The organism is Vulcanimicrobium alpinum (assembly GCF_027923555.1).
In the GTDB taxonomy this organism is placed as follows: Bacteria; Vulcanimicrobiota; Vulcanimicrobiia; order Vulcanimicrobiales; family Vulcanimicrobiaceae; genus Vulcanimicrobium; species Vulcanimicrobium alpinum.
The window spans coordinates 1,145,810-1,171,790 of the sequence record NZ_AP025523.1; the positions used below are offsets into that span (position 1 = coordinate 1,145,810).

26 protein-coding genes and 1 pseudogene are annotated in these 25,981 nt (G+C 70.2%); 22 read left to right on the forward strand and 5 right to left on the reverse strand.

Features of this window, described 5'->3' with window-relative positions:
• Positions 1-11 precede the first annotated feature (11 nt).
• The 4 genes and pseudogenes from WPS_RS05680 (at position 12) to WPS_RS05695 (ending at position 2,504) form a co-directional block, all read left to right on the forward strand.
• Positions 12-407 (forward strand): preprotein translocase subunit SecG, encoded by a 396-nt coding sequence (locus tag WPS_RS05680; protein WP_317996880.1) that lies wholly within the window; start codon positions 12-14, stop codon positions 405-407.
• A 69-nt stretch (positions 408-476) separates the two neighbouring features.
• Positions 477-1,022: pseudogene (locus tag WPS_RS18095) on the forward strand (ABC transporter ATP-binding protein); the annotation flags it as partial.
• 67 nt (positions 1,023-1,089) lie between these two features.
• The gene (locus tag WPS_RS05690; RefSeq protein ID WP_317996882.1) at positions 1,090-1,455 is read left to right on the forward strand and encodes an oligopeptide/dipeptide ABC transporter ATP-binding protein; all 366 of its coding nucleotides are present in this window, start codon (positions 1,090-1,092) and stop codon (positions 1,453-1,455) included.
• On the forward strand, positions 1,452-2,504 hold the full coding sequence (locus tag WPS_RS05695) for an ABC transporter ATP-binding protein (RefSeq protein ID WP_317996883.1): 1,053 nt from the start codon (positions 1,452-1,454) through the stop codon (positions 2,502-2,504). The genes WPS_RS05690 and WPS_RS05695 overlap by 4 nt, the downstream gene beginning before the upstream one ends.
• A gap of 61 nt (positions 2,505-2,565) precedes the next feature.
• On the opposite strand, the gene WPS_RS05700 is transcribed toward WPS_RS05695, so the two are convergent.
• Complete coding sequence (locus WPS_RS05700) at positions 2,566-2,988, reverse strand: hypothetical protein (protein ID WP_317996884.1); 423 nt, start codon at positions 2,986-2,988, stop codon at positions 2,566-2,568.
• A gap of 227 nt (positions 2,989-3,215) precedes the next feature.
• Here WPS_RS05700 and topA point away from each other — a divergent pair, with 227 nt between their 5' ends.
• From topA to hslU, 4 genes are all read left to right on the forward strand, one after another.
• Positions 3,216-5,390: a type I DNA topoisomerase gene (gene topA / locus WPS_RS05705; protein ID WP_317996885.1), complete on the forward strand. Its 2,175-nt coding sequence runs from the start codon at positions 3,216-3,218 to the stop codon at positions 5,388-5,390.
• A gap of 24 nt (positions 5,391-5,414) precedes the next feature.
• Entirely contained in the window at positions 5,415-6,773 is a 1,359-nt protein-coding gene (gene trmFO, locus WPS_RS05710; RefSeq protein ID WP_317996886.1) for a methylenetetrahydrofolate--tRNA-(uracil(54)-C(5))-methyltransferase (FADH(2)-oxidizing) TrmFO, read from the forward strand.
• Between the two features lie 70 nt (positions 6,774-6,843).
• Positions 6,844-7,374 carry an ATP-dependent protease subunit HslV gene (hslV, locus tag WPS_RS05715; protein WP_317996887.1) on the forward strand — a complete coding sequence of 177 codons (531 nt, stop codon included), beginning with the start codon at positions 6,844-6,846 and terminating at the stop codon, positions 7,372-7,374.
• A gap of 14 nt (positions 7,375-7,388) precedes the next feature.
• Entirely contained in the window at positions 7,389-8,825 is a 1,437-nt protein-coding gene (hslU, locus tag WPS_RS05720; protein WP_317996888.1) for an ATP-dependent protease ATPase subunit HslU, read from the forward strand.
• Positions 8,826-8,831: 6 nt separating this feature from the next.
• Here hslU and WPS_RS05725 read toward each other — a convergent pair whose 3' ends face one another.
• A complete protein-coding gene (locus tag WPS_RS05725) occupies positions 8,832-9,629 on the reverse strand; it encodes a CPBP family intramembrane glutamic endopeptidase (protein ID WP_317996889.1) in 798 nt (265 codons plus the stop codon).
• A 276-nt stretch (positions 9,630-9,905) separates the two neighbouring features.
• On the opposite strand from WPS_RS05725, the gene WPS_RS18100 reads away from it, so the two are divergent.
• The 9 genes from WPS_RS18100 to WPS_RS05770 all read left to right on the forward strand — a co-directional run bounded on the left by WPS_RS18100 (position 9,906) and on the right by WPS_RS05770 (position 16,500).
• Positions 9,906-10,103, forward strand: coding sequence for a high-potential iron-sulfur protein (locus WPS_RS18100; RefSeq protein WP_405054934.1), 198 nt, complete (start codon positions 9,906-9,908; stop codon positions 10,101-10,103).
• Positions 10,104-10,212: 109 nt separating this feature from the next.
• Positions 10,213-10,830 carry a peptide deformylase gene (gene def / locus WPS_RS05735; RefSeq protein WP_317996891.1) on the forward strand — a complete coding sequence of 206 codons (618 nt, stop codon included), beginning with the start codon at positions 10,213-10,215 and terminating at the stop codon, positions 10,828-10,830.
• Complete coding sequence (locus WPS_RS05740; RefSeq protein ID WP_317997502.1) at positions 10,827-11,816, forward strand: methionyl-tRNA formyltransferase; 990 nt, start codon at positions 10,827-10,829, stop codon at positions 11,814-11,816. Before def ends, WPS_RS05740 begins: the two co-directional genes overlap by 4 nt.
• Positions 11,813-13,129 carry a transcription antitermination factor NusB gene (locus WPS_RS05745; protein WP_317996892.1) on the forward strand — a complete coding sequence of 439 codons (1,317 nt, stop codon included), beginning with the start codon at positions 11,813-11,815 and terminating at the stop codon, positions 13,127-13,129. The genes WPS_RS05740 and WPS_RS05745 overlap by 4 nt, the downstream gene beginning before the upstream one ends.
• Entirely contained in the window at positions 13,126-13,734 is a 609-nt protein-coding gene (locus tag WPS_RS05750; RefSeq protein WP_317996893.1) for an FhaA domain-containing protein, read from the forward strand. The genes WPS_RS05745 and WPS_RS05750 overlap by 4 nt, the downstream gene beginning before the upstream one ends.
• Positions 13,731-14,147 (forward strand): FHA domain-containing protein, encoded by a 417-nt coding sequence (locus WPS_RS05755; protein ID WP_317996894.1) that lies wholly within the window; start codon positions 13,731-13,733, stop codon positions 14,145-14,147. The genes WPS_RS05750 and WPS_RS05755 overlap by 4 nt, the downstream gene beginning before the upstream one ends.
• The gene (locus tag WPS_RS05760; protein WP_317996895.1) at positions 14,138-14,938 is read left to right on the forward strand and encodes a PP2C family protein-serine/threonine phosphatase; all 801 of its coding nucleotides are present in this window, start codon (positions 14,138-14,140) and stop codon (positions 14,936-14,938) included. Before WPS_RS05755 ends, WPS_RS05760 begins: the two co-directional genes overlap by 10 nt.
• Positions 14,935-16,245 carry an FtsW/RodA/SpoVE family cell cycle protein gene (locus WPS_RS05765; RefSeq protein ID WP_317996896.1) on the forward strand — a complete coding sequence of 437 codons (1,311 nt, stop codon included), beginning with the start codon at positions 14,935-14,937 and terminating at the stop codon, positions 16,243-16,245. Before WPS_RS05760 ends, WPS_RS05765 begins: the two co-directional genes overlap by 4 nt.
• 9 nt (positions 16,246-16,254) lie before the next feature.
• Entirely contained in the window at positions 16,255-16,500 is a 246-nt protein-coding gene (locus tag WPS_RS05770) for a hypothetical protein (RefSeq protein ID WP_317996897.1), read from the forward strand.
• Position 16,501: 1 nt separating this feature from the next.
• Here WPS_RS05770 and WPS_RS05775 read toward each other — a convergent pair whose 3' ends face one another.
• The gene (locus WPS_RS05775; protein ID WP_317996898.1) at positions 16,502-17,056 is read right to left on the reverse strand and encodes a hypothetical protein; all 555 of its coding nucleotides are present in this window, start codon (positions 17,054-17,056) and stop codon (positions 16,502-16,504) included.
• Between the two features lie 123 nt (positions 17,057-17,179).
• Here WPS_RS05775 and WPS_RS05780 point away from each other — a divergent pair, with 123 nt between their 5' ends.
• The 3 genes from WPS_RS05780 (at position 17,180) to WPS_RS05790 (ending at position 20,904) form a co-directional block, all read left to right on the forward strand.
• On the forward strand, positions 17,180-18,748 hold the full coding sequence (locus WPS_RS05780) for a diguanylate cyclase (protein ID WP_317996899.1): 1,569 nt from the start codon (positions 17,180-17,182) through the stop codon (positions 18,746-18,748).
• The gene (locus WPS_RS05785) at positions 18,745-19,443 is read left to right on the forward strand and encodes a hypothetical protein (RefSeq protein WP_317996900.1); all 699 of its coding nucleotides are present in this window, start codon (positions 18,745-18,747) and stop codon (positions 19,441-19,443) included. Before WPS_RS05780 ends, WPS_RS05785 begins: the two co-directional genes overlap by 4 nt.
• A 177-nt stretch (positions 19,444-19,620) precedes the next feature.
• On the forward strand, positions 19,621-20,904 hold the full coding sequence (locus tag WPS_RS05790; protein WP_317996901.1) for a N,N-dimethylformamidase beta subunit family domain-containing protein: 1,284 nt from the start codon (positions 19,621-19,623) through the stop codon (positions 20,902-20,904).
• Here WPS_RS05790 and WPS_RS05795 read toward each other — a convergent pair.
• Positions 20,901-21,440, reverse strand: coding sequence for a cysteine dioxygenase (locus WPS_RS05795; RefSeq protein WP_317996902.1), 540 nt, complete (start codon positions 21,438-21,440; stop codon positions 20,901-20,903). The genes WPS_RS05790 and WPS_RS05795 overlap by 4 nt on opposite strands.
• Positions 21,441-21,530: 90 nt before the next feature.
• On the opposite strand from WPS_RS05795, the gene hutU reads away from it, so the two are divergent.
• Together hutU and hutH are read left to right on the forward strand one after the other, a co-directional pair.
• Positions 21,531-23,195: a urocanate hydratase gene (gene hutU / locus WPS_RS05800; protein ID WP_317996903.1), complete on the forward strand. Its 1,665-nt coding sequence runs from the start codon at positions 21,531-21,533 to the stop codon at positions 23,193-23,195.
• A 23-nt stretch (positions 23,196-23,218) separates the two neighbouring features.
• Positions 23,219-24,742, forward strand: coding sequence for a histidine ammonia-lyase (gene hutH / locus WPS_RS05805; RefSeq protein ID WP_405054935.1), 1,524 nt, complete (start codon positions 23,219-23,221; stop codon positions 24,740-24,742).
• Between the two features lie 6 nt (positions 24,743-24,748).
• Here hutH and hutI read toward each other — a convergent pair whose 3' ends face one another.
• Positions 24,749-25,981, reverse strand: a complete 1,233-nt coding sequence (hutI, locus tag WPS_RS05810; protein ID WP_317996905.1) for an imidazolonepropionase — start codon at positions 25,979-25,981, stop codon at positions 24,749-24,751.

A 25,981-nucleotide genomic window follows, 5' to 3' on the forward strand; every position in this document is an offset into this window, starting at 1 on the left:
TCCCTCGTATCGTGCTTCCCGCGCTGCTAGCCGCCGCGACGACAGCGGCGCCCGCCGCCGCCGACGTCGCGGCCCACGCCTCGGCCGCCCCCGCCGCCCGGGCGACGACGCTCCCGGTCTCGCTGCCGCCGCAGGTCTTCGACACCACGCCGCACTCGTGGCTGGCGAGCCACGCCGGCTGGCTGACGCACACGCTGGCGGCGTTCTTCGTCATCTTCGGCGTCCTGCTGGTCGTGCTGCTGGCGATCCAGACGACCAAACAGGAAGGCTTGAGCGGCACGCTCGGCGGCCGGGTCGAGTCGTCGACGCGGCGCCTCGGACTCGATCAGCAGATCGCCCGCGTCACGCAGTTCGTCGCCGTCGCGTTCGTCGTCGTCGCGACGATCGTCTCACTGACCGGGATTTAGCACTTGGCTCTGCTCGAGGTCCACGACCTCAAGACGACGTTCAAGACCGAAGACGGCACCGTCGCTGCCGTGAACGGGCTCTCGTTCTCCGTCGAACCGGGCTCCACGCTCGGGATCGTCGGCGAATCGGGCTCCGGCAAATCGGTCACCTCGCTCTCGATCATGCGTCTGATCGCCTCGAACGGGCGGATCGAGCGCGGCCGCGTCCTCTTCAAAGGCGAGGACCTGCTGACGAAGAGCGAAGCCGAGATGCGCAAGATCCGCGGCCGCGACATCGCGATGATCTTTCAGGATCCGATGACGTCGCTCAACCCCGTGCTCACCATCGGGGAACAGATCGCGGAAGCGACGCGCCTGCACCTGGGACTTTCGAAGAAAGACGCGCTCGACAAAGCGGTCGAGATGCTCCGTCTGGTGCGCATCCCCGCCGCCGAGAAGCGGCTGCGCGACTACCCGCATCAGTTCTCGGGCGGGATGCGTCAGCGGGTGATGATCGCGATGGCGCTCTCGTGCGATCCCGCCGTCTTGATCGCCGACGAGCCGACGACAGCGCTCGACGTGACGATTCAGGCTCAGATCATCGAACTGATGAACATGATGCAGGAGCGCCTGGGATCGGCGATCATCCTCATCACGCACGATCTGGGCGTCGTCGCCGAGACGTGCGCGAACGTTGCTGGTGATGTACGGCGGCAACATGGTCGAGTACGGCACCGCAACGGAGATCTTCGAGCAGCCGAAGATGCCGTACACGATGGGGCTCTTGGAGTCGCTGCCGCGCCTCGATCAAGCGGGATCGCGCCTGATCCCGATCGACGGTCAGCCGCCGAACCTGTTGCGCATGCCGCCGGGCTGCGCGTTCGCGCCGCGCTGCCGCTACCGGATGCCGATCTGCGACCGCCCGGTCCCGCTCTACGACTTCGGCGGCGGCCACGTTGCGCGGTGCTTCCTCTACGAAAAGAGCGCGGAAGGACAGAAACCGATCCCCGCCGAGAACGCGCCGATGATCCCCGACTCGGCGGTCGCGGCCTCCGAGACGATCGCATGACCGCTGCGACCAACGGCGCCGGCGCGAACCGCGACCTCGTCGTCGTCCGCGATCTGCACAAGTACTTCCCGATCACGGCCGGGATTCTCCAGCGCCACGTCGCGGACGTGAAGGCCGTCGACGGCATCGATTTCGAGATCCGCAGCGGCGAGACGCTCGGGCTCGTCGGCGAGTCCGGATCCGGGAAGACCACCGCCGGGCGCGTGATCCTGCGCCTCGCCGACGCGACGAGCGGGAGCGTGACGTTCGACGGCCGGGAACTCGTCGGCTTGACGCGTGCGGAACTGCGCCCGCTGCGCAAAGAGATGCAGATCATCTTCCAGGACCCGTACGCGTCGCTGAACCCGCGCATGACCGTCGGTTCGATCGTCCGCGAACCGCTCGAGATCCACAACATCGCGAAGGGGAAAGACGCCGACGATCGGGTCCAGGAGCTGCTGCGGCTCGTCGGGCTGCAGCCGCAGCACGCGAACCGCTACCCCCATGAGTTCTCCGGCGGGCAGCGCCAGCGCATCGGCGTCGCGCGCGCGCTCGCGGTCGATCCGAAGTTCATCGTCGCCGACGAGCCGGTCTCGGCGCTCGACGTCTCGATTCAGGCGCAGGTGATCAACCTGCTCCAGGATCTGCAGCAGAAGCTGGGGCTAACGTACCTCTTCATCGCTCACGATCTCTCAGTCGTACGCCACATCTCCAACCGGGTCGCGGTGATGTACGTCGGCAAGATCGTCGAACTCGCCGACCGTGACCAGCTCTACGACAACCCGCTGCACCCGTACACGCAGGCGCTGCTCTCGGCGATCCCGATCCCCGATCCCGACGTCGAGCGTCGCCGCAAGCGGATCATTCTCACCGGCGACATCCCCTCGCCGGTGAATCCGCCGTCCGGTTGCCGATTCCACACCCGCTGTCCGGTCGCGTTCGATCGCTGCACGACCGAGATCCCGGCATTCAAAGAGTACGAGACCGGTCACCGCGCGGCGTGTCACTGGGTCGAGCAACACGGCGGGAAAGCACCGGACATCACCGCCGGACCGGCGGTCCTCAAGTAGAGAAAAGAGACGGGGAGCGATGCGGACATCGCTCCCCGTCTGCTCTTCGAGAAGATGCTGCTTACGCGGCTTTCTTCTTGCGTCCGCCGGCCTTCTTGCGAGCGCCGCCGGTTTTCTTCTTGCGTCCGCCGGCGGCTTTCTTGCGGGTTCCGGCGGCTTTCTTCTTGCGTCCGCCGGCGGCTTTCTTGCGGGTTCCGGCGGCTTTCTTTTTGCGTCCGCCGGCCTTCTTGCGAGCGCCGGTGGCTTTCTTCCGCGTTCCCGCGGCTTTCTTGCGAGTGGCCTTCTTGCGGGTGCCGCCGGCCTTCTTGGCGGCCTTCTTGCGTCCGCCGGTTGCGGCTTTCTTGCGGCCGGCGGTCTTTTTGCGGCCGCCGGCGGCCTTCTTACGGCCGGCGGTTTTCTTGCGAGCGGCGCTCTTCTTGCGACCGCGACGCGGCGCGGGTGCCGCGTCTGCCGACGCCTCGCCGTTCATCATTTCCGAGTCCATTCAACCTCCTCGTCCGCGCGGACGGAGTGTCGTAACGGTGTGAGCGTCGACTTCGGTGTCGACGCATTTAGTCGCAGAATACAATCATTTGCGTTTTCGCGCAACTCTTTGGTCAAAATGACGGTTACCTGCGCCCGCCCGCGAGGACGTTGGTGCGGCTTGACGTCCGGGTTTATACTGTGGCCCGAAGCTCGTTGCGGCGAGCTCGCACCCTCGGGAGACCCTCCGTGGCGAAGCCGCTGATCATCGTCGAGTCGCCGACGAAAGCAAAAACCATCAAGAAATTCTTACCGCCGCGTTACGTTGTAAAGGCGTCGGTCGGGCACGTCCGCGACTTGCCGAAGTCGACGCTGGGCGTCGACGTCCTCAACGATTTCTCGCCGCGGTACCTGACTATCAAAGGAAAGGGCGACGTCATCAAGGACCTCAAGGCCGCCGTCAAATCGGCGTCCGGCCAGGTCTATCTCGCGACCGACCCCGATCGCGAAGGCGAGGCGATCGCGTGGCATCTCGCCGAGCTGCTCAAACTCCAAGACCCGATGCGGATCGAGCTCCACGAGATCACCAAGGACGCGGCGCTCGCGGCGATCAAGGACCCGCACCCCATCGACATGCCGCGCGTCAACGCGCAGCAGGCCCGGCGCATCCTCGACCGCCTCGTCGGCTACAAGATCTCGCCGCTGTTGTGGGCGAAAGTCCGCGGCGGCCTCTCGGCGGGGCGCGTGCAATCCGTCGCGGTCCGGCTCATCGTCGATCGCGAACGCGAGATCCGCGCGTTCGTTCCGCGCGAGTATTGGTCGATCACCGCTCAGCTCGCGGCGCACGAATCGCCGATCGTCTTCGGCGCCGACCTGCATCAGATCGACGGCCAGAAGGCCGAGATCGTCAACGGCGAGCAGGCCGAAGCGATCATGGCCGCGCTCGATGGCGCCGCGTTTCGCGTCGCGTCGGTCAAGACGCGCGAGACCAAGCGGAATCCGGCGGCGCCGTTCACCACCTCGACGCTCCAGCAGGAGGCGTCACGGAAGCTGAAGTTCCGCGTGCGCAAGACGATGCAGATCGCGCAGGCGCTGTACGAAGGCGTCGATCTGGGCGGATCCGAGGGGACGCAGGGGCTCATCACCTACATGCGCACCGACTCGACGCGCATCGCCGACTCCGCGCGGGAAGCGGCGCGCGAGTTCGTCGTCGCCCGCTTCGGCGAGAGCTTCTACGGCGGCGGACGCCAGTTCAAGATCAAAGAGGGCGCCCAGGACGCGCACGAAGCGATCCGTCCGACCGCCGCGATGCGCACCCCCGACTCGCTCGCCGGCGTCCTCAAGCGCGACGAACTGCGGCTCTATCAGCTGATCTGGGAGCGCTTCATCGCCTCCCAGATGGCGCCCGCCGTGTTCGATCAGACGACCGTCGATATCGCGGCCGCGCAGCGGTTCACGTTCCGCGCCACCGGGAGCGTCCTCAGGTTCGCCGGCTACACCGCGGTGTACGAGGAAGGGACCGACGATGCGGCGGCCCCGGCCGACGGCGCCCCGGCACAGAACGGAAAGGCCGCGAAGAAGCAGCCGATCCTGCCGAAGCTCAGCGAGTCCGAAGACCTCGACGTGAAGTCGATCGAGCCCAAGCAGCACTTCACCGAACCGCCGCCGCGCTTCACCGAAGCGACGCTGGTGCGCGCGCTCGAGGAGAACGGGATCGGGCGTCCGTCGACATACAGCGCGATCGTCGAGACGATCCAGGCGCGCGGATACGTCGAGCAGGTCGAACGCCGCTTCCATCCCACCGAGATCGGCGAGTCGGTGAACGATCTGCTCGCCGAACACTTCAAGGACATCGTCGATCTCAAATTCACCGCGTCGATGGAAGCGAAGCTCGACGAATTGGCGGAGGCCGGCGGCGACTGGGAATCGACGGCGCGCGTCCTCGCGGACTTCTACGGCCCGTTCTCGCTCGAGCTCGAAGAGGCTGAGCGGAAGCTCCCGAAGTTCGAACAGCGCGACGAGCCGACCGACGAGGTGTGCGTGAACTGCGGGAAGCCGATGGTGATCAAGACCGGGCGCTTCGGGAAGTTCATGTCGTGCACGGGCTATCCCGAGTGCAAAACGACCAAACCGATCCTCAAAGACTCGGGCGCGATTTGCCCCAAGGACGGCGGGATGATCGCCGAACGCAAGTCGCGCAAGGGCCGAACGTTCTTCGGCTGCGCCAACTACCCGGCGTGCGACTTCGTGTCGTGGGACCGGGTCGCGAAGGAGCGCTGCGCGGTCTGCGGCGACTACGTCACCGAGAAGCCGAAACGCGGCGGTGCCGTCACGTACATCTGCCACACGGATCGCACCCACGCAACCGGCCTCGGGACCGCCGACGACGCCGACGAGGCGGAGGCCGAGACGGCGCCGGCATGATGCGGCGCGCGTTCGGAGTGCAGCGTGGCTGATCCCGACGTCGTCGTCATCGGCGGCGGTCTGGCGGGCAGCGAGGCCGCCTGGCAGGCCGCGCGCCGCGGTGTGAACGTAACCTTGTACGAGATGCGTCCGCACAAGTCGGGTCCGGCGCACCACACCGGGATGCTCGCGGAACTGGTCTGTTCGAACTCGATGCGCGGCGCTGCGCTCGAGAACGCGGTCGGCCTGCTCAAGGAAGAACTGGCGCGGCTCGACTCGCTGATCGTGACGTCGGCGCGCGCGGCGGCGGTGCCGGCGGGCGGCGCGCTGGCGGTCGAACGCGAGCGGTTCGGCGCGCTGGTCGAGTCGCGGCTGCGCGCGCTCCCCAACCTCACGATCGCGCGCGAAGAGGTCGCGGCGATCCCGTCCGGCGCGCTCGCGATCGTCGCCTGCGGTCCGCTTCCCTCCGAGCCGCTAGCGGCGACGATCGACGCGCTCGTCGGCGGGAGGCTGCACTACTACGACGCGGCGGCGCCGATCGTCGCGCTCGACTCGCTCGACCTCGAGGCGATGTACCGCAAGTCGCGTTACGACAAGGGCGACGGCGACGACTACCTCAACATCCCGCTCGACCGCGAGACCTACCTGCAGTTCGTCGCCGACCTGCGGACGCTGCCGAAACACGAGCCCAAAGGGTTCGAACGCGACGCCGCGAGCGGCGACGTGCCGTACTTCGAAGGCTGCCTGCCGATCGAGGAACTCGCGGCGCGCGGCGACGACACGCTGCGCTTCGGTCCGCTCAAACCGGTCGGGCTGCGCGATCCGCGGACCGGCAAAGCGCCCTACGCCGTCGTGCAGCTGCGCAAGGAGAACGCCGACGGCACCGCACTCAACCTGGTCGGATTCCAAACGCGGCTGACGTGGCCGGCGCAGAAAGAAGCGTTCGGCAAACTCCCCGGCCTCGCCGGCGCCGAGTGGCTGCGCTTGGGCGTGATGCATCGCAACACGTTCATCGACAGCCCGCGGCTGCTGACCGCCGACCTGCGGTTGCGGACGGATCCGCGCATCTTCTTCGCCGGACAGATCACCGGCGCGGAAGGCTACGTCGAGGCGGCGGCATGCGGTGCGATCGCCGGGATCGCCGCGGCGCGCGACCTGCTCGGCGACGCGCCGGTCGCGGTTCCCGCCGAGACGGCGCTCGGGGCGGTGATCGCGCACCTGCAGAACACCGAGAGCCCCGATTTCCAGCCCGCGAACGTGACGTGGACGTTCTTCTCGCCGCTCGACGAAACGATCCGCGACAAACGTCTGCGCCGCGGCAGGCTCGCCGAACGCGCGCTCGCTCGCCTCGACGCGTTCGCCGCCGAAGTCGCTCCGCGCAACCCGGCGCTCGTAGCGCACTGAGCAGGGCTGGGCTTCGACGAGCTCAGCGCGACATGCAACCATGCGGGCGGGGGCGTGGTAGAGGCTCCAGATGCGTATTCGATCGACGACGATCTGCGCCGTCCGGCGGGACGGGAAGATCGCGATGGCGGGCGACGGTCAAGTCACCGTCGACAAGACCGTGATGAAGCACGGGGCGCGCAAGGTGCGTGCGATCGCCGACGGCAAGGTGCTCGCCGGTTTCGCCGGGAGCGCGGCCGACGGGATCACGCTGCTCGAGAAGTTCGAAGGGAAGATGAGCGCGTACAAAGACAACGTCGTGCGCGCCGCGGTCGAGCTGGCAAAAGACTGGCGTCAGGATCGCGCGCTTCGCCGGCTCGAAGCGCTGCTGATCGTGGGGACGCCCGAGCACCTCTTCGTGCTGAGCGGTACCGGCGACGTGATCGAGCCCGACGAAGGCGTCGCGGCGATCGGGAGCGGCGGGCCGTACGCGCAGGCAGCGGCGATGGCGCTGCTCGGACACTCGTCGCTCGATGCGGCGGCGATCGCGCAGGAAGCGTTGCGGATCGCGGGGCGCATCGACATCTACACCAACGACAACGTCGAAGTGCTCTCGCTCTGATCGGTTCACCGCCCATGCACGACAACCCGCAAGAACTCACGCCGCGCCAGATCGTCTCCGAACTCGACCGCTACATCGTCGGCCAAGCCGACGCGAAGCGCGCGGTTGCGGTGGCGATGCGCAACCGCTATCGCCGCGAGCGGCTCCCCGAGAGCGTCCGCAAAGAGGTCGCGCCGAAAAACATCCTGATGATCGGGCCGACCGGCGTCGGCAAGACGGAGATCGCGCGGCGGCTCGCCTCGCTCGCCGGCGCGCCGTTCATCAAGGTCGAGGCGACGAAGTACACCGAGGTCGGCTACGTCGGGCGTGACGTCGAGTCGATGGTGCGCGATCTCGCCGAGGCGGCGGTGCGGATGGTCTCCGACGAACGCCGCGCCGACGTTCGCGACGCCGCCGACGCCGCCGCGGTCGAGCGCGTCGTCGACGTCCTCCATCCCGAGACCGTCGTCGCGACGCCGCCGCAGGCGAACCCGTTCGCCGCGTCGCTGGGCTCGCTGTTCGGGAACTCGTTCGCGCAGAACCAAGGGCCGACGCAGACCGCGACCCGCACCCTCCCCGACGACGAGGCGCAGCGCATCCGCGCGTCGGCGCGCGAGGACGTGCGCCGGGGATTCTTCGACGTGCGCCAGATCGAGATCGACGTCGAAGAGGCGGCGCAATTGCCGATCGGGATGATCGGCGGCAACGACGGTCCCGGCGGAATGGGCGGCGGCGACATGGGCGAGATGCTCGGCGGCCTGCTGCCGAAGAAGCGCGTGCGCAAGAAGGTGACGGTCGCCGACGCGCGGCGGCTCTACGCGCAGCAGGAAGCGGACAAGCTGATCGACATGGATGCCGTCAAGCGCGAGGCGCTGCGGCGCGCGGGGGAACACGGGATCGTCTTCATCGACGAGATCGACAAGGTCGCCGGACGTGAAGGCGGGCGCGGCCCCGACGTCTCGCGCGAGGGCGTGCAGCGCGACATCCTGCCGATCGTCGAGGGGAGCACCGTGCAGACGAAGCACGGTCCGCTCTCGACCGATCACGTGCTGTTCATCGCGGCCGGCGCGTTCCACGTCGCGAAGCCGTCGGACCTGATCCCCGAACTGCAGGGCCGCTTCCCGGTGCGCGTCGAGCTGGAGTCGCTGACCGCGCACGATTTCGAGATCATCCTGACCCAGCCCGAGAACGCGCTGATCGGTCAGTATCGCGCGCTGCTCGGTGCCGACGGCGTCGACCTCGAGGTGACGCCCGACGCGATCGCCGAGATCGCGCAGATCGCGATGCGCGTCAACGAGCAGACCGAGAACATCGGCGCGCGCCGCCTGCACACCGTCCTCGAGCGCGTGCTCGATGAGATCGCGTTCCGGGCCCCCGAAGAGGGCGGTACGGTCACCATCGACGCGGCGTACGTGCGCGCGCGGCTGGAGTCGATCGCGGGCAACGCCGACCTCTCGAGTTACATACTGTAGCGCAGGCTATGACGGACGGAGGGCGCCGGCGATCAGCACGACGGTGCCCAGCCCGTTGTTGAGCGCGTGGATCGCGACGCAGACGGTGAGATTGCCGGTCGCCGCGTAGCAGAGTGCGTTGATGAAACCGATCGCCGCGAGCGACGGGAAGAGCACCGCATCGAGGTGGACGCCGCCGAAGACGAGCGCGCTGAGCGCGGCGGCCGCGACGACGCCGAGCGGCCGCGCGAGCGCGCCGAACAACAGGCCGCGGAAGACGGTCTCCTCGACGATCGGCGCGATCACGACCATCGTCAGCACGCTGAGCAGGATGCTCGCCGTCGCGAGCGCCGGGCTGAGCGACGTGACCCCGAAATGCTCGAACCCGCTCTGCACGTGCTCCGTCTGATGCGTCGCGACCAGCTGCGCGAAGGTGCCGGCCTTCACCAGGACGAGCGCCGCGATTCCCAGTGCCAGCGCGCGCACGTCGCGAGCGCGCAGCGGGCGGAACGCGTGCGTCCGCAACCGGCGCAGCCGCGCGAAGGCGAACCAGCCGACGAGAGCGTACGCCGCCGCATCAGCGGCCGCCGGGAGCAGATGGCCCGGCGCGAGCGAGGGTTCGCGCCCGAGCGCGAGGACGGTGCCGACGATCAGCGCGACCGTCGTCAGCAGCTCAGCGCCATACAGCAGCACGACCGCCGCGGTCGCCGAGAGGAGGCCGCTCCACACCGGGACCGCGACGCGCTCGCGTGCGGGTTCCGCGATCGGCGCCGGCTGACCGTCGACCGACACCGCGAGCGGAGCGGGCGCCTGGACGCGCATCATTCCCTGATCCTACCCGCGAGGTGCTTACGGAACACATACGCACGGACGGCCGTTTCGGGTACACGGTAACGGGTTGCCGCGTGCGGCAGTCGAAATGCCGTATGCGTTCGGGCGGATCGAGGAGTTCCGCGGTCCGCGCGCGCATCATCCGCCATCATTTCCCGCACGTCGCTGCGGGTTGCCACGATCGGAGCGTGCATCATCACTCACGACGAGAACTCATCCGTCTCGCGCGGTCAGGTCATCAAGCGGCTTGCCGCCGTTCCCGCGATCGCGATCGGCGTCGCTGCGGTCGGCACCGCCGCCGAAGCGGCCGACAACAAGAAGCAGTTCAAGTACCAGGACAAGCCCGGCAAGGGCGGCGCCAAGTGCTCGACCTGCTCGCTCTTCAAACCGCCTCACGGCTGCCAAGTCGTGACCGGGAAGATCAGCCCCAACGGCTGGTGCGTCGCCTACGCGAAGAAGGCGAAGTAGCGCGCGTCGCTGCGCGCATCGAAGACGGGCCGCCCCTCGGGCGGCCCGTTTTTCTTTGCCGCCGCCGTGACGGAGTCACCCTGAGCTTGTCGAAGGGTCGCCGCCCGGCTTGCCGGATCCCTCCTCGCCCCAGGATTCGGAGAGCGTCCGGGATGAAGCCGGAGCGTTCCGGACGGGTTATACTAGAGGAACCGCCATGGCCTATATCCGCGAGATCATCACCGAGGGGCATCCGACGCTGCGCAAGGTCGCCAAGAAGGTCGACCCGGCCGAGATCGCCGACCCGATGTTCCAGCAGCTTCTCGACGACATGTTCGAGACGATGTACGATGCGCCGGGGATCGGGCTCGCCGCGCCGCAGATCGGGATCTCGAAGCGGATCTTCACCGTCGACCTGCAGGACGACGAACCCGCCCACGGCCCGCTGGTGGTGATCAACCCGAAGTTCACGGTGAGCGAGGGGGAGATTGAGGCGACCGAAGGCTGCCTCTCGGTTCCGGGTATGGTCGGCGAGGTGACGCGCTTTTCGCGGGTGGTGTGCACCGGCCTCGACCGCCACGGCAAGAAGATCGCGCTGGAAGGCGAGGGTCTCTTCGGCCGCTGCCTGCAGCACGAGATGGACCATCTCAACGGCGTCCTCTACATCGATACGGCGAAGAACATCCGTCCGGCCGTCACCGAAGAAGAAGTGGCGGAGGCCGAAGCGGTCGCCGCCGGCGCTCGCTGAAGCTCCTCGTCTTCGGGACCAGCGCGTTCGCGGTCCCGATCCTCGACGCGGTTGCGGAACGTCACGACGTCGTCGGCGTCGTCACGCAGCCGGATCGCCCCGCCGGACGCGGCCACCGGCTCGTCGCAACGCCCGCCAAGCGTGCCGCCGGCGTGCGCGGACTGCGTGTCTTCACCCCCGAACGTCTGCGGCCGTTCGTCGACGAAGCGCGGTCGCTCGGCGCCGGCGCGTTCGTCGTCGCATCGTACGGCAAGATCGTCCCGCAAGCGCTGCTCGACACGGTCCCGATCGCGTTCAACGTGCATCCGTCGCTGCTGCCGCTCTACCGCGGCGCGACGCCGCTGCAGTCGGCGCTGCGCGACGGACGCGCGGAGACGGGCGTGACGATCATCGCGATGGATGCGGGGATGGACACCGGCGACATCCTGCTGCAGGAACGCACCACCGTCGCCGCGGCGGAGACGTACGGCGAACTGCACGACCGGCTCGCCCTGCGCGGCGCGGCGCTCGTGCTCGATGCGATCGAGCGCTGGGAGCGCGGCACGCTGGAGCGTACGCCGCAGGGAGCCTTGGGGATCCCCGGCGCGGAGATCGACGCGACGCTGACGCGTCCGCTCGGCAAAGACGATCTCCTGATCGATTGGTCGGCGCCGCCGCAACGGATCGTCGATCTCGTGCGATCGCTTTCGCCCGAACCGTCGGCGCGCACGCGCGACGCGGCCGGCGAGCCGCTCAAAGTCGCGCGCGTCCACGTCGAGCCGCGCGTCGAAGGCGCGGTCCCGGAGGCGGCGCTCGACCTCGCGGACGGCCGGCGCATCGTCGTTGAGACGGCCCCAGGCACGAATGCGCGCGCGGTGCTCGATGCGGGCGACGCGCGGATCGTCTTCGACAGCGTCACGCCCGCCGGGAAGGGTCCGCTCGATGCGGCGCGTTTCGCGCAGTTCATCGTCCAGTCGCAGCGCAGCGCGGCGGCGCGCGCGCGGTGAGCGCGCCGGCGATCACGGCGCGCGAAGTCGCGCTGCAGGTCTGCCGCGACGTCTTCGGGCCGCATCCGCGCGGCGCACGCGAAGCGCTCGACTACCGTCTGCGCAAGGCGACGCTCGACGCACGCGATCGCGCCTTCGCGACCGAGCTCGCATACGGCGCGATCAAGATGCGCCGCTATCTCGATTTCGAACTCGAGCCGTTCGTCGGCGAACGCGCGAAAACGCTCCCGCAGCCGATCGCCGAGATCTTGCGCTTGGGGACGTATCAACTGCGCGCGATGCACGGCGTCGAGGCGTACGCCGCCGTCTCCGAGAGCGTCGGCCTGGCCCGCAAATACGGGCATAAAGGGACCGCGGGACTGGTCAACGCCGTGCTGCGCCGCGTCGCCGACGCGCCGCCGCGCGACGCCGATCTCGCGACCGCCGCCTCGCTCCCGACCTGGGTCGTCGCGCATTGGCGCGAGCGCTTCGGCGAGGAACGCCTGCCGGCGATCCTGGCGGGCGTCAATGCGCCGCCCGCCGTCGCGCTCGCCGTCGATCTGCGCAACGCCGATCGCGGCGAGGCGCAGAACGCGCTCGCCGGCGCAGGGGTCGTCGCTGCGCCGAGCCCGCTCGCCCGCGACGTGCTCGTCCTCGCGCCCGATGCGTCGGCGGCCGACATCGAGCACCTCGCGCAGCACCGCTGGCACCTGCACGCCGAAGCCGCCGCGCTTCCGGTCGATCTGCTCGATCCGCAGCCGGGCGAGCGGGTCGTCGAACTGTGCTGCGGGCGCGGGAACAAGACCCTGCAGATCGTCAGCCGCACGGGCGACGCGGGGACCGTCCTCGCCGTCGACAGCGACGCGCGCAAGACCGCCGAACTCGCGAAGCGCCTCGCCGCCGCCGGCGCCGTCTCCGTCGCGGTCGTCACCGCCGACGCGACCGCGATGCAGGCCGAGGCAGACGCCGACGCCGTGCTCCTCGACGCGCCGTGTTCGGGCCTCGGGATCCTCGGCCGCCAGCCCGAGGCGCGCTGGCGCAAAACCCCCGACGATCCCGTCCGTATGGCGCTGCTGCAGGCCCGGCTCATCGCGACGGCGGCGCGCAGCGTGAAGCCCGGCGGGCGGCTCGTCTACGCGGTCTGTTCGACGGACCGGCGAGAAGGAGAAGACGTGATCGCACAGTTTCTCGCCGCGCACGCGGCGTTCGCGCGCGCCGCGCTCCCGGCGCGCTACGCGCCCGCGTCGACGGCCGCCGGCGACGTGCTCGTCCCGCCCGGGATCGACGGGCGCGACGGCTTTTTCATCGCCGTGCTCTCGCGCGCGATCCCGTGAACGTCTTCGCCCGGATCGAGTCCGCGTGCGCGCGCGTCGTCGAAGACGCGTTCGCCCGGGTCTTTCCGAGCGCGCTCGATCCGGCGCAGATCGGACGCCGGCTGATCGCGACGGCGCAGGCGAATGCCAGCGACACGTACCTCGTGCGCGTCCACCCGACCGACTACGCGCGGCTCGGCCCCGATCGCGACTTTCTCGAGGGCCGTTGGAGTGCGATGCTGCGCGAAGCGGTCCCCGACCGCACGACGGCGCGCGTGGTGCTCGACGAAGACCCCGACATCGTCGCCGGTTCGCTCGCGATCGAAGCGGTGGTCGACGAGCGGATGCAGACGCTCGCGTTCGAACGCGCCGACGGCACGCAGATCGCCCTTTTCGACGGCTTGTCGATCGGACGCTCCGGCGACAACGACGTCGTGCTGCGCGACGCGCGCGTCTCGCGGCGGCACGCGCACGTCGCCGCCGACGCGAGCGGCTGGAGCATCGTCGATGACGATTCGTCCAACGGCGTCTTCGTCGACGGCGCGCAGGTGCGCCGCGCGCGGCTCGACCGCGGCAGCGTGGTGACGATCGGCGAGACGCTGCTGCGGGTGGTGGACGCGGGATGACCGATCCGCGCCTGGTGACGCTCGGGCTGTCGTGCGCGTATCTCGCCTACGTCGTCGTGATGCGCGACCGGCGCGGTCCGCCGCCGGCGCGTGCGATCGAGGCGTCGATTCCGACGCGGATCGAGTTGACCGTGTTTCATGCGGGAACGATCAAGACATCCCGCTTCGGCAGGCGTATCCTGGTAGGGCGGGCACCGAGCGCCGATCTGCGGCTCGACGATCCGCAAGTCAGCCGGCTCCACGCAAGGATCGAGATGCGCGATGACGGAGTGTATGTGGACGATCTCGGGAGCCGCAACGGGACGCTCGTCGACGGGAGACCGGTGACGGCGCCGCGGCGGCTCGAGGTCGACGATGAGGTGACCGTGGGAACGGCAGCGTTGGTGTTCCGAGGAGTCGGTGCATGGAGATAGCGGTCGGTTCACGTCCGGGCGCGCCGCAGCGCGGTGACGACGAAGCCTACGTTGCCGAGATCGTCGCGCCGGGCGTCGTCCTGCTCGCCGTCGCGCACGGGTTCGGACGGATTCGCGAGCGGCCCGCGCCGGCAGTCGCCGCGCAAGCCGTGCGCGACAGCCTCAAACGCCGCGTGCGCAGCGAACGCCGCGACCCGCGCGCCGCGCTCTCGGCGGCGTTTGCGACCGCAAACGCGCGCGTCTACGCCCACTCCGGCAGTACTGAAGACTACGTTGCGTCGGGGACGTCGCTCACCGCCGCGCTGATCGTCGGCGATCACGCCTTCGTCGCGCACGTCGGCGGGACGCGCGCCTACCTGGGCCGCGAGGGGACGCTCGCGACGCTCACCGTCGACGATGCGCTCGGCGAGGGGACGCTGCGCCTGATCACCCGCACGCTGGGGACGCAGCCGACGCTCGAACCGTCGCTCGCGCACGTCCGGCTGATGCACGGGGATGCGCTCGTCCTCTCGAGCGGCGCGCTGCACGAACTGCTCGCCGACGACGAGATCGCCGATGCGCTGCGCGCCTCCGCGTCGTCGGAAGACGTCACGGCGCGGCTGCTCGCGATCGCGGGGATCCGCGGTGACGGCGCCGGCACGGTGATCGTCGGGCGCGCCTTTCACGAATCGGCGCCCGACGCGAACGCGCGCCGTCCGCAGGTGCGAGAAGCCGCGATCGCGCTCGCGGCGATGATCGCGGCGACGATCGTCGCGATCTTCATGCTGCACGCATTGTTCGCCGCCGCGTGAGCGCGAGCGGCGCGCTCGCCCGGCTGCGGGCGTGCGGGCCGATGATCGTCGCGCTGGCGATCGCGGCCGTCACGCTGCGGCTCGCGCCGCCGCACGCGCTGGTCCCGGCGTGGCTTCCGGTCGCATTGGGCCTGCTGGCGCTGGCGTGGCCGGCGATCCGGCCCTCGTCGGTCACGCGCGACGACACGCTGCCGGCGCTGGCGATCGTGCTCTCGTCGATCGGCGTGGCGGTGGTCGCGCGGCTCGACCCCGCGCTCGCGCAAAAACAGATCGTGTGGCTGGCGTTTTCGCTGGTGCTCGCCGTCGCCGCCGGACCGGCGTTCGACCGCTTTCGCGTGCTCGCGGCATACAAGTACATCTGGATCCTGGCCGCGATTCTGCTGTTCGCCGCGCTCGCGCTGTTCGGTCAGGAAGTCAACGGCGCGCGGTTGTGGATCCGCCTGGGTTCGGTGCAGTTCGAGCCAGTCGAAGTGATCAAACTGCTCGTCGTCCTGTTCATGGCGTCGTATCTCGCCGAGACCGCCGACGTGATCGCGCATACGCGGCCGTGGTCGCTGCGCGCGAACGCGAAGTATCTCGGCCCGCTGTTCCTGGGCTGGGGCGTCTCGATGGGGATCCTCGTCTTCGAGCGCGATCTGGGGATGGCGACGTTGCTGCTGGCGACGTTCATCGCGATGCTCTACGTCGCGACGCGGCGCGTCGATCTGATCGTCGGCGCGACCGCGGTCTTCGGCGTCGCGGCGTTTTGGGCGGCGACGCATTACGCCTACGTCGAGCGGCGCATCGCGGTGTGGCGCGATCCGTTTCACGATCCGCTCGGCGCCGGCTATCAGGCCGTGCAGTCGCTGTTCTCGCTCGCGAACGGCGGGCTGTTCGGCACCGGCTACGGCCAGGGACGTCCCGACTACATCCCGAGCGTCGCGACCGATTACGCGTACGCGGCGTACGGCGAGGAGTGGGGCGCGCTCGGCTCGATCGTTCTGCTGGCGGTGTACCTGGCGCTGGTGCTGCGCGCGCTGCGCGTCGCGGGCCGCCAGCCCGATCTGTACGCGAAGCTCCTCGCGACGGGACTCGCCGCGGTGTTCGGGTTTCAGATCGTCATCATCGTCGGCGGGGTGCTCCACCTCTTCCCGCTCACCGGGATCACGCTGCCGTTCGTCTCGTACGGCGGCAGCTCGCTGGTGACGAACTTCCTGCTCGTCGCGCTGGTGTGGGCGATCTCCAGCGAACCGCGTCGTGCGGCCGACACCTACGCCGGGGTGTCGTCCAGGGGGGAACCGGGTGGCTTGACGAGGGAAGGCGTATAGGGAGCACGCTTGCAGTACCGTTCCGAGAAAGAGCTTCCCACCACGATGAGCGAGCCCGAGACCGTCCAGCCGAACGAGCAGCCCGCAGAGCAGGAATACAACCGCCGCCGCGGTCCGCGCCGCACGTCCAGCGGCGAAGTCGCTGCCGATCGGCGGCAGAACGACCGCCGGACATCGGTGCCGGGCGTGAACGGCTTGCTCAAAGCGATCGTCTCGCTCGAGGAGGAGGCCTCCGAGACGCCTCCCGAGGCGTAACCTACGCGGCGAGCTCGGTGACGAACAGCGACTCGACGATCGCGGCCATCGCGGGATCGATCGCTCGCAGCCGGGCGCGTGTCGCCCGCGGCCACGCCGAACTCGCGTCGTTGACTTCGACCCACGCCCGCATCGCCTCGGCGAAGTACTCGTCGAGCCCCGAGGCGGCGTAGGGCGTCACGAACCGCTCGGCGGCCGCGAACGCGCGCCGCACGCGCGGGTCGACGCCGCTCAAGTACAACCCGCCGCCGAGCGCGCAGTCGAGCGCGTGCGCGAACTCGTGCGCGACCGTCATCGCTGAGATCGAGCGCAGGTAGATCGTGCGCTCGTCGACGACGAACAGGCCTGCCGGCGGGACCGGCCACTCGTCGAGGCTCGCCGCGAGCCTGCGCAGCAGCGGCGAGCGCTCGCGGTAAGTCTGCGCCGCGCGCAGGTGGACGATCGCCGTCCCCGCACGCGCGGCGAGCCGAAGGGCGCCGGTTCCGAAGCGGTCGAGGACGGAGTCGATCGCGGCAGCCTCGGCGGGTGCGGCGTCGACCGCGGGACGGATGCACATCCGCCCGAGTCTAGAGAGACGAGGTGATCGCGATGCGGCGAAGAGATTGCCGAACCGCGCGCGGCGCCGGGCCGGTCGGTTGTATCGGAAGAGTTCGGGTGCGCGGCGGGGTAGCGTAAGCCAATGGAGGCGATCACCGCGCTGCTGCGGGTCGCGGCGCGCGCGGCGGGCGCGACGGCGGCACTCCTCGCGCGCGCCGGCGACGACGTCCCGGTCGCGGCCTGGGGCTGCGACGGCAGCGTCGCGTCCGCGCTGCTGCGCGCCGCGCATCGCGGCCCGCGCGGCGGCCGCTTGGCGCACACCCTGCCGCTGCGGCTGGCGGACGGCAGCGCGGGGGTGATGGTGCTCGTCGCGCCGGCGGCGGACGTCGACGCCGGCGAGATCGCCCCGCTGCTCCCGGAGATCGGCGCGCTCTGCGATCCGGCCGGAACGCCCGAGATCAGCGACTCGCTCAACATCCTCGCGGAGAGCGTCGAGGGTCTCGGCGACGCGACCGCGATCCTGCTGACGCCGCGCACGCCCGACGAGGCGACGCGCTTCACCTACGTCAACGCGGAGTTCTCGCGGCTCTTTGGGTACGGTGCGGAATTGATCGGCGACGATGCGGAGATCCTGTTGGGGCCACTGACCGATCGCGAAGCGATGGCGTCGCTGCGCGAGCAGATCGCCGCGCGGCGGGTCGCCCGCGCGTCGACGGTGCTGTACGGACGCGATCGCGCGCCGCATTGGGTCGAACTCGTCTCGACGCCCGTCGAGCACGGTGCCGACGCGCTGCACCACGTCGTGGCGTATCGCGACGTCACGTCGCGCAAGACGATCGTCGACGCCCTCGCTGCCGAGCGGCAGAAACTGCAGACGACGCTCGCCGCGATCACCGACGCGGTGACGACGATCCTCGCCGACGGACGGATCGAATACGTCAACGAAGCCGCGGAACGTCTGCTCGGCGTAAAGCTCGAAGAGCTCTACGGCATGCACGTCGCCGACGCGATCGAACTGGTCGACGCCGACGGGTCGGCGATCGAACTCGCCGCTCCGGCGAACGCGCGGGCACCGCGCCGCGGCGCGGGGCATCTGCGTGCTGCCGCGGGGATGATCGACGTCGCCTACGTCGCCTCGCCGATCGACGCCGAGGACGGTGGGACCGTCATCGTGATGCGCGACGTCACGCACGAGAACCGGATCGCGATGCGGCTCTCGTTCGAGGCCGCGCACGATCCGCTGACCGGCCTTCCCAACCGCCGCGCGATCGTCGAGCGCCTGGAGGAGGCCGTCGCCGGCGCGCGCGAACGCGGCGAGCACCATTCGATCGCGTTCCTCGACCTCGACCGGTTCAAAGTCGTCAACGATCGCTTCGGTCACGCCGTCGGCGACCGGCTGCTGCGCGAGGTGGGGCGGATGATGGGCCGGATCGTTCGCAACGGGGATGTTCTCGCGCGCATCGGCGGCGACGAGTTCGCGCTGCTGCTCCCCAACTGCCGCGTCGAAGACGCGCTGCGCGTCGTCGAGAAGACGCGCGAAGCGGTCGAGGCGTACCGCATCGAACACGAAGGGCAGGCGCTGGCGGTCGGCGTTTCGATCGGGGTGGCGGCGATCGACGCCGAAACCCGCAGCGCGGAAGCGGCGCTCGCAGCAGAGGATGCGGCGTGCTATCTCGCCAAGGCCGCCGGACGCAACGCGGTCTCCGGATGAGCGGCGAAGGCGCGATCCGTGCCCATCTCGCGACGCCCGAAGAGGAGCGCGGCGCGAAGTGGCGTCACCGGTTCTACGACTTGATCGACATCACGCCGCTGCGCGAACGCGATCCGCGCATCTTCACCGGCCCCGACGGTTTCCCGTATTACGCGCTCGACGTCCCCGGCGCCGGCGAACCCGGTACCATCCTCGTCACCGATCTGCTCGAACTCGCGACGGAGCGCGGTTTCGGGATCGCGATCGCGCCCGAGGGCGAGAGCGCGGCATGGGTGTTCACGTACGGCGATCTCGTGACGCGGCGCGCGCTGGGTTCGTACGAGTTCCCGCGCGTCGGCGTCGTCGCGACGGAATCGCCGACGTTCCGCGCGGTGCTCAAGCAGACGCAGCGGATGGAGATCCTCGCGCCCGACGACGCGTTGCTCCCGTCTTACGTCCGGCCGCTGCTGCACCAGTACTTCACGCGCAACCTCGGAATCGCGCATCCCGGCGTGCTGACGCTCGCATCGCCGGATCAGGAACCGCGCGAACAGCTCGTGTTCCGGATCGCGCGGGACGACTTCGCCGACGACGACGCGTTCCAGCGTGCGATCGCCGGCGTGACCTGGTTTCTGCCGCGGCATCTCGTCGTCTCGATCCTGCCCTCCGAGGTCCTCGACGCGCTCAATGCCGCCTTCGTACCGCTTGCTGCCTAGCGACCGCGCCCGTCCGCCCGCGCGCCGCGGGAACGGCACGCGAGTGCGCGAGTGTGAGGCTCCGCACTTCGCTCACGAAGCTGAGGGGCGCGGAGCGGCCGCGTTGCTTGACATCGTTGCGTTGCTGTGGTGGACTCCACCGTTGTGATCGACTTCGCGACGGATCGCAGCGCGTAGGTGCTGCGCGCGTATCCTGCTGACCCGACGGTCGACGCGGGCGGGACGCTCGTTCTGCACGTCGCGACCGATGCGCCGCGGTTCCGGGTGCAGATCGAACGGTGGAGCGACGGGTGCGAGCGCATTCTCGACGCCGGCCCCTTCGAAGGAGCGGACGCCGTCCCGGGAGCCGTCGGCGCCGATTGGGCCTGGCCGCGGATCGAGATCCCGTTGCCCGACGATCTTCGCGGCGGCGCATACATCGCCCGCTTCTCCGAAGATGGCGGGACGACGGGGCGCGGCGCGCCGCGCGACGACACGCCCGACGCGCGCTGGGGGACCGCGCTCTTCGTCGTGCGCACGCGCCCGTCGGCGCGGGTCCTGGTGAATCTGCCGCTGTTCACCTATCACGCGTACAACACCGCGCACCTCGACCTCACCCGCCGCGACGCCGACGGGGCCTCGCTCGCAGGCGGCGCCGCCGCGGTCACGCTGCATCGTCCGGGCGGCGGGACGGGCGGACACGTCCACGACGAAACGGTCGCCGACGTCTACGATCGCACGACGCCGCGCCAGACCTTCGCGCACTGGGACCTCTACGCGCTCGCGTGGTTCGCGCGCGAGGGGATCGCCGTCGACGTCTGCACCGATCTCGACCTGCATCGCGGAACCGCCGCGCTCGATCGCTACGCCGTCCTGTGCACCTTCGGCCACGACGCGTACTGGACGCGCGAGCAACGCGCGCGCGTCGAGGGCTGGATCGACGACGGCGGGCACGTCGCGTTCTGCGGCGCGGGGACGTGCCGCAGCCGCGTGCAGTACGACGAGGCGACCGCGACGCTCACCGCCGACGGCGCGTGGGCAGACGACGAGCGCGAAGACACGCTGACCGGCGCGACGGCGCGCAGCGGCGGCGTGAAGTGGCGCGGCACGCGGCCGCCGGCCGGCTACCGAATCGAGGACGCGTCACACTGGCTGCTGCGCGACGCGCACGTGCGCGACGGCGATCTGGTCGGCGCGGGCGCGTATCTGATCGGGTACGCGTGCGACGGCGTCGACGACGCGCACGCCCCGCCGGGCCTGCGCGTGCTCGGCCGCGCGCCGTTCTCCGGCTGGAACGTCGCGGACGGCAGCGGCGCGATCGAGCCCGGCGGCCACGCCGCGATGGTCGCGTTCCCGCGCGGACGCGGGCACGTGTTCAACGCCGGGACCGTCGACTGGGCGCGTGCGCTCGCCTGGGACGCGCGCGTGAAGGCGATCACGCGCTCGGTGCTGCGCCGCTTCTGCGAAACCGGCGGCGCTTAACGCGCAGCCGGCAGCGAGTCGTAGTGCGAGGCGACGATGCGGAACGAGCCGTCTTCCTCGAACGCGCGGCACGCGTCGATCGGCTTGGCGTAGACGTGCAGGGTGACGGCCCGGCCGTCGTAGGCGCCGACGCGATGGATCGAGAGATGCCCGCTGCGCATGTCGATCTCGCCTTCGGCGAGCGCGCGCGCGCTGGTGCGCTGAAGGTCGTATCCGGCGTCGCGGTCGCGCAGGGCGGCACGGTAGTTCTCGCACGTGATCGAGCCGCGCTGCAGCACGAACGCGCATTCGGAATCGGCGTGATCGTGAATCGGTGAGCGCGCGCCGCCGTCCCAGCAGATCGCGATGAGTTCGAAGGCGTCGCTACGGATGACCAGGTTGCGCGTGTAGCGCGTGGGCGCCCAGGTGAGATACGGCCTCAGCGTCCGCTCGTCGATGCGCACGCCGCGCAGGGCGTTCGCGACGCGAACCGGCTGCAGCACCGGTCCGAGTTCCCCGAGCGCGGCGACGAGATCGTCGATCGCATAGAGCTGCATGCCGGGAACTTCCACGCGACCGGCGGGGGTACTGCCGCCGGCGAGCCGTCCGTGAAGGGGCCGACGGCCCGCGGCCGGGAGTAGCCGGGGATGATCCACGATCTCGCGCGCACGATCCGCGCTCCGCGCGGGCCGCTGCTCCGGGCCCGAAGCTGGCAGACCGAAGCGGCGCTGCGGATGCTGATGAACAACCTCGATCCGGAGGTCGCTGAACGCCCCGACGATCTGGTGGTCTACGGCGGGATCGGGAAAGCGGCGCGCGACTGGCCGTCGTTCGACCGGATCGTCGCCGAACTCGTACGGCTCCGCGACGACGAGACGCTCGCGATCCAGTCCGGGAAGCCGGTCGGCGTTTTCCGCTCGCATCCGGACGCGCCGCGCGTTCTGCTGGCGAACTCCAACCTCGTCCCGCATTGGGCGACGTGGGAGCATTTCCACGAACTCGATCGCAAAGGGCTGATGATGTACGGCCAAATGACGGCCGGCTCGTGGATCTACATCGGCTCGCAAGGGATCGTGCAGGGAACGTACGAGACGTTCGTCGAGATGGGCCGGCGGCACTACGGCGGCGATCTGGGCGGGCGCTGGATTCTCACCGCCGGCCTGGGCGGAATGGGCGGCGCGCAGCCGCTCGCGGCGACGATGGCGGGCGCATCGATGCTCGCGATCGAGTGCGACCCGGATCGCGTGGAGAAGCGGCTGCGCACGCGGTATCTGGATGCCTGCGCCGAGTCGCTGGACGCGGCGCTCGCGATGATCGCCGAAGCGACGCGCGCCAAGCGCGCGCTCTCGGTCGCCGTCGTCGGCAACGCGGCGGAGATCCTCCCCGAACTCGTGCGCCGCGGCGTGAAGCCCGACGCCGTGACCGACCAGACCTCGGCGCACGATCCGGTGAACGGATATCTTCCCGCCGGCTGGACGCTCGCGCGCTGGGCGGATCTGCGTGCGCGCGATCCCGCTGCGGTCGCCGACGCCGCGAAACGCTCGATGGCGTCGCACGTCGAAGCGATGCTCGCGTTTCACCGCGCCGGCGTCCCGACCTTCGATTACGGCAACAACCTGCGCCAGATGGCGTTCGACGCCGGCGTGCGCGACGCGTTCGAGTTTCCCGGCTTCGTCCCCGCGTACGTGCGGCCGCTGTTCTGCCGCGGCGTGGGGCCGTTCCGCTGGGTCGCGCTCTCCGGCGATCCCGCCGACATCGCGAAGACGGACGCGAAGGTGAAAGAACTGCTCCCGCACGACGCGCACCTGCATCGCTGGCTCGACATGGCGCACGAACGGATCGCGTTTCAGGGTCTGCCGGCGCGCATCTGCTGGATCGGTTTGGGCGACCGCGACCGCGTCGGCGCGGCGTTCAACGAGATGGTCGCGCGCGGGGAGGTGCAGGCGCCGATCGTCATCGGCCGCGATCATCTCGACAGCGGGAGCGTGGCGTCGCCAAACCGCGAAACCGAAGCGATGCGCGACGGCTCCGACGCCGTCAGCGACTGGCCGCTGCTCAACGCGATGCTCAACGTCGCCGGCGGAGCGACGTGGGTCTCGATCCATCACGGCGGCGGCGTCGGAATGGGATACTCGCAGCACGCCGGCGTGGTGATCGTCGCCGACGGCACCGAGGCGGCGGCGAGACGGATCGCGCGCGTGCTCTGGAACGATCCCGCGAGCGGCGTCGCGCGCCACGCCGACGCCGGCTACGAGGACGCGCTCGCGGCCGCGCGCGCGCACGGTCTGCACCTGCCGATGCACGACGCGTGAGCGCGCCGTCGCTCTTGCGTCCGCTGGTGACGATCGTGCCGGGGACGCTGCGCGCGGGCGAGATGCGCGCCGTCCTGCGCGCCGGCGCGGCGCTCGCGCTCGACCCGTCCGCGCGCGCCGGGGTCGATCGCGCCGCCGCGGTCGTCGCCGCGATCGCCGAGCGCGACGCGAGCGTGTACGGCGTCAACACCGGCTTCGGCAAGCTCGCGCACACGCGCGTTCCGCGCGAACGCCTCGCCGAACTGCAGCGCAACCTCGTCGTCTCGCACGCCTGCGGCGTCGGACCGCTGCTCACGCGCGAGATCGTCCGGCTGATCGTCGCGCTCAAGGTGAACTCGCTCGCACGCGGGCACTCCGGGATCCGCTGGAGCGTGATCGAGACGCTGCTCGCGTGCGTCGAGCGCGACGTGCTGCCCGCGATCCCGGGACAGGGGTCGGTCGGCGCATCGGGCGATCTCGCGCCGCTCGCCCACCTCGCGGCGGCGCTGATCGGGATCGGTGACGCGATCGTCGACGGACGGCGGGTCGCGGCGCGCGAGGCGTTCGCCGCGGCCGGGATCGCGCCGGTCGAACTGCAGGCGAAAGAAGGGCTCGCGCTGCTCAACGGGACGCAGGTCTCGACGGCGCTCGCGCTCCACGGGCTGATGGGCGCCGAGGATCTGCTCGCGGCGTCGCTGGTCGCCGGCGCGCTCACGATCGAAGCGGCGCTCGGGAGCGTCACACCGTTCGATCCGCGCATCCACGCGGTGCGCGGTCACGCCGCGCAGACCGATGTCGCCGCCGCGATGCGCCAACTCGTCGCCGGGACGGAGATCAACGAGTCGCATCGCGACTGCGGCCGCGTCCAAGATCCGTACTCGCTGCGCTGCATCCCGCAAGTGCTGGGCGCGTGTCTGCGGACGCTCCGCGAGAGCGCGGCGATCCTCGTCGACGAGGCCAACGCCGTCTCCGACAACCCGCTGGTGTTCCCCGACGAAGGCGAGGTGATCTCGGGCGGCAACTTTCACGCCGAACCGGTCGCCTTCGCCGCCGACGCGCTCGCGCTGGCGATCGCCGAGATCGGCAACTTGAGCGAACGGCGCACGGCGCTGCTCGTCGATCCCACGTTCAGTCAACTGCCGTCGTTTCTGGCAACCGATCCCGGCTTGGAGTCGGGCTACATGATCGCGCAGGTGACGGCCGCGGCGCTCGCGTCGGAGAACAAGCTGCTCGCGCATCCGGCGAGCGTCGACAGCATCCCGACGTCCGCAGGTCAGGAAGATCACGTCAGCATGGCGACCCACGCGGCGCGCCGGCTCGACGAGATGCTGCGCAACGGCGCGCACATCGTCGCAGTGGAACTGCTGGCGGCGGCGCGCGGGATCACGTTCCGCCGTCCGCTGCGAACGTCCGACGCGCTCGAAGCGGTGCTGCGCGAGATCGCGCCCGGCGGCGATCCGGGCGGCGACCGCTACCTGTCGCCCGAGATCGAACGCGTCGCGACGCTCGTCCGCGCCGGCCGTTTCACGCCCCTCGTCGCACACCTCTTCCCAACCACGTCAGGGTGACGGGGGTTAGGCGACGGAGGGTTGCGGCGTGATGTCTTCGCCTGCGGCGATCACGGCGGTGCAGAGGTTCGCGCCGAGCCAGTAGCTCAGCTCGTCGGGGGCGGCGACGTTCCAGAACGCGAGGTCGGCGCGCGCGCCGACGCGGAGCTCGCCGCGGTCGGCCAGACCGAGCGCGTGCGCGGCGTTGCGCGTCGTCGCCGCGAGCGCTTCCTGCGGCGAGAGGCCGAAGAGCACGCAGCCCAGATGCATCGCCGTCGGAAGCGTCAGGACCGGCGAGGTGCCGGGATTGCAGTCGGTCGCGAGCGCGATCGGAACGCCGTGCGCGCGGAGCGACGCGACCGGCGGCTTCACCGTCTCGCGCAGATAATGAAACGCACCGGGGAGCAGAACCGCGACGGTGCCCGACGCGGCCAGCGCCGCGACGCCGGCCTCATCGGTGTGTTCGAGGTGATCGGCGGAGAGCGCGCCGTGCGCGGCGGCGAGCGCGGCGGCGCCGGTATCGGCGATCTGGTCGGCGTGCACCTTCACCGGCAGCCCGCAGCGCTGCGCCGCGCCCAGGACGCGCGCCGTCTCGCGCGGCGAGAACGCGAGTGTGTCGCAGAAGACGTCGACCGCGTCGGCGAGCCGTTCGCGGGCGATCCGCGGCAGCATCTCGTCGCAGACAAGATCGAGATAGGCGTCGCGGCGATCGGCGAACTCCGCCGGAACGACGTGCGCGCCGAGATAGGTCGTGCGCACCGTCGCGCCGAGCGCACCGAGCCGGCGCGCGACGCGCAGCATGCGCAGCTCGGTCTCGACGTCGAGACCGTAGCCGGATTTCACCTCGAGCGTCGTCGTGCCGGCGACGATCATCGCGTGGACGCGGCGCGTCGCATCGCGCAGCAGCGTCGCGTCGTCGGCGCCGCGCGTCATCGCGACCGTGTAGGCGATCCCGCTCCCGCCCGAGGCAGCGGCGGCGTACGTTTCGCCGCCGATGCGGCGGACGAAATCGGCGAGCCGGTCGCCGCCGAAGACGACGTGCGTGTGCGGATCGACGAGCCCGGGCGTGATCCATCGTCCGCTGACTTCGATCACCTCGGCCGCGAGCGCGCTCGCGTCGCCGGGGAGCGCGGCGCGCGCCCCGACCCAGGCGATCGTCTCGCCGCGCGTTGCGATCGCGCCGTCGCGAATCAGGGCTTCACCCGGCACCATCGTGGCGAGGTCCGCCCCGATCCAAAGCCGGTCGAAGCGCTCGCTCAC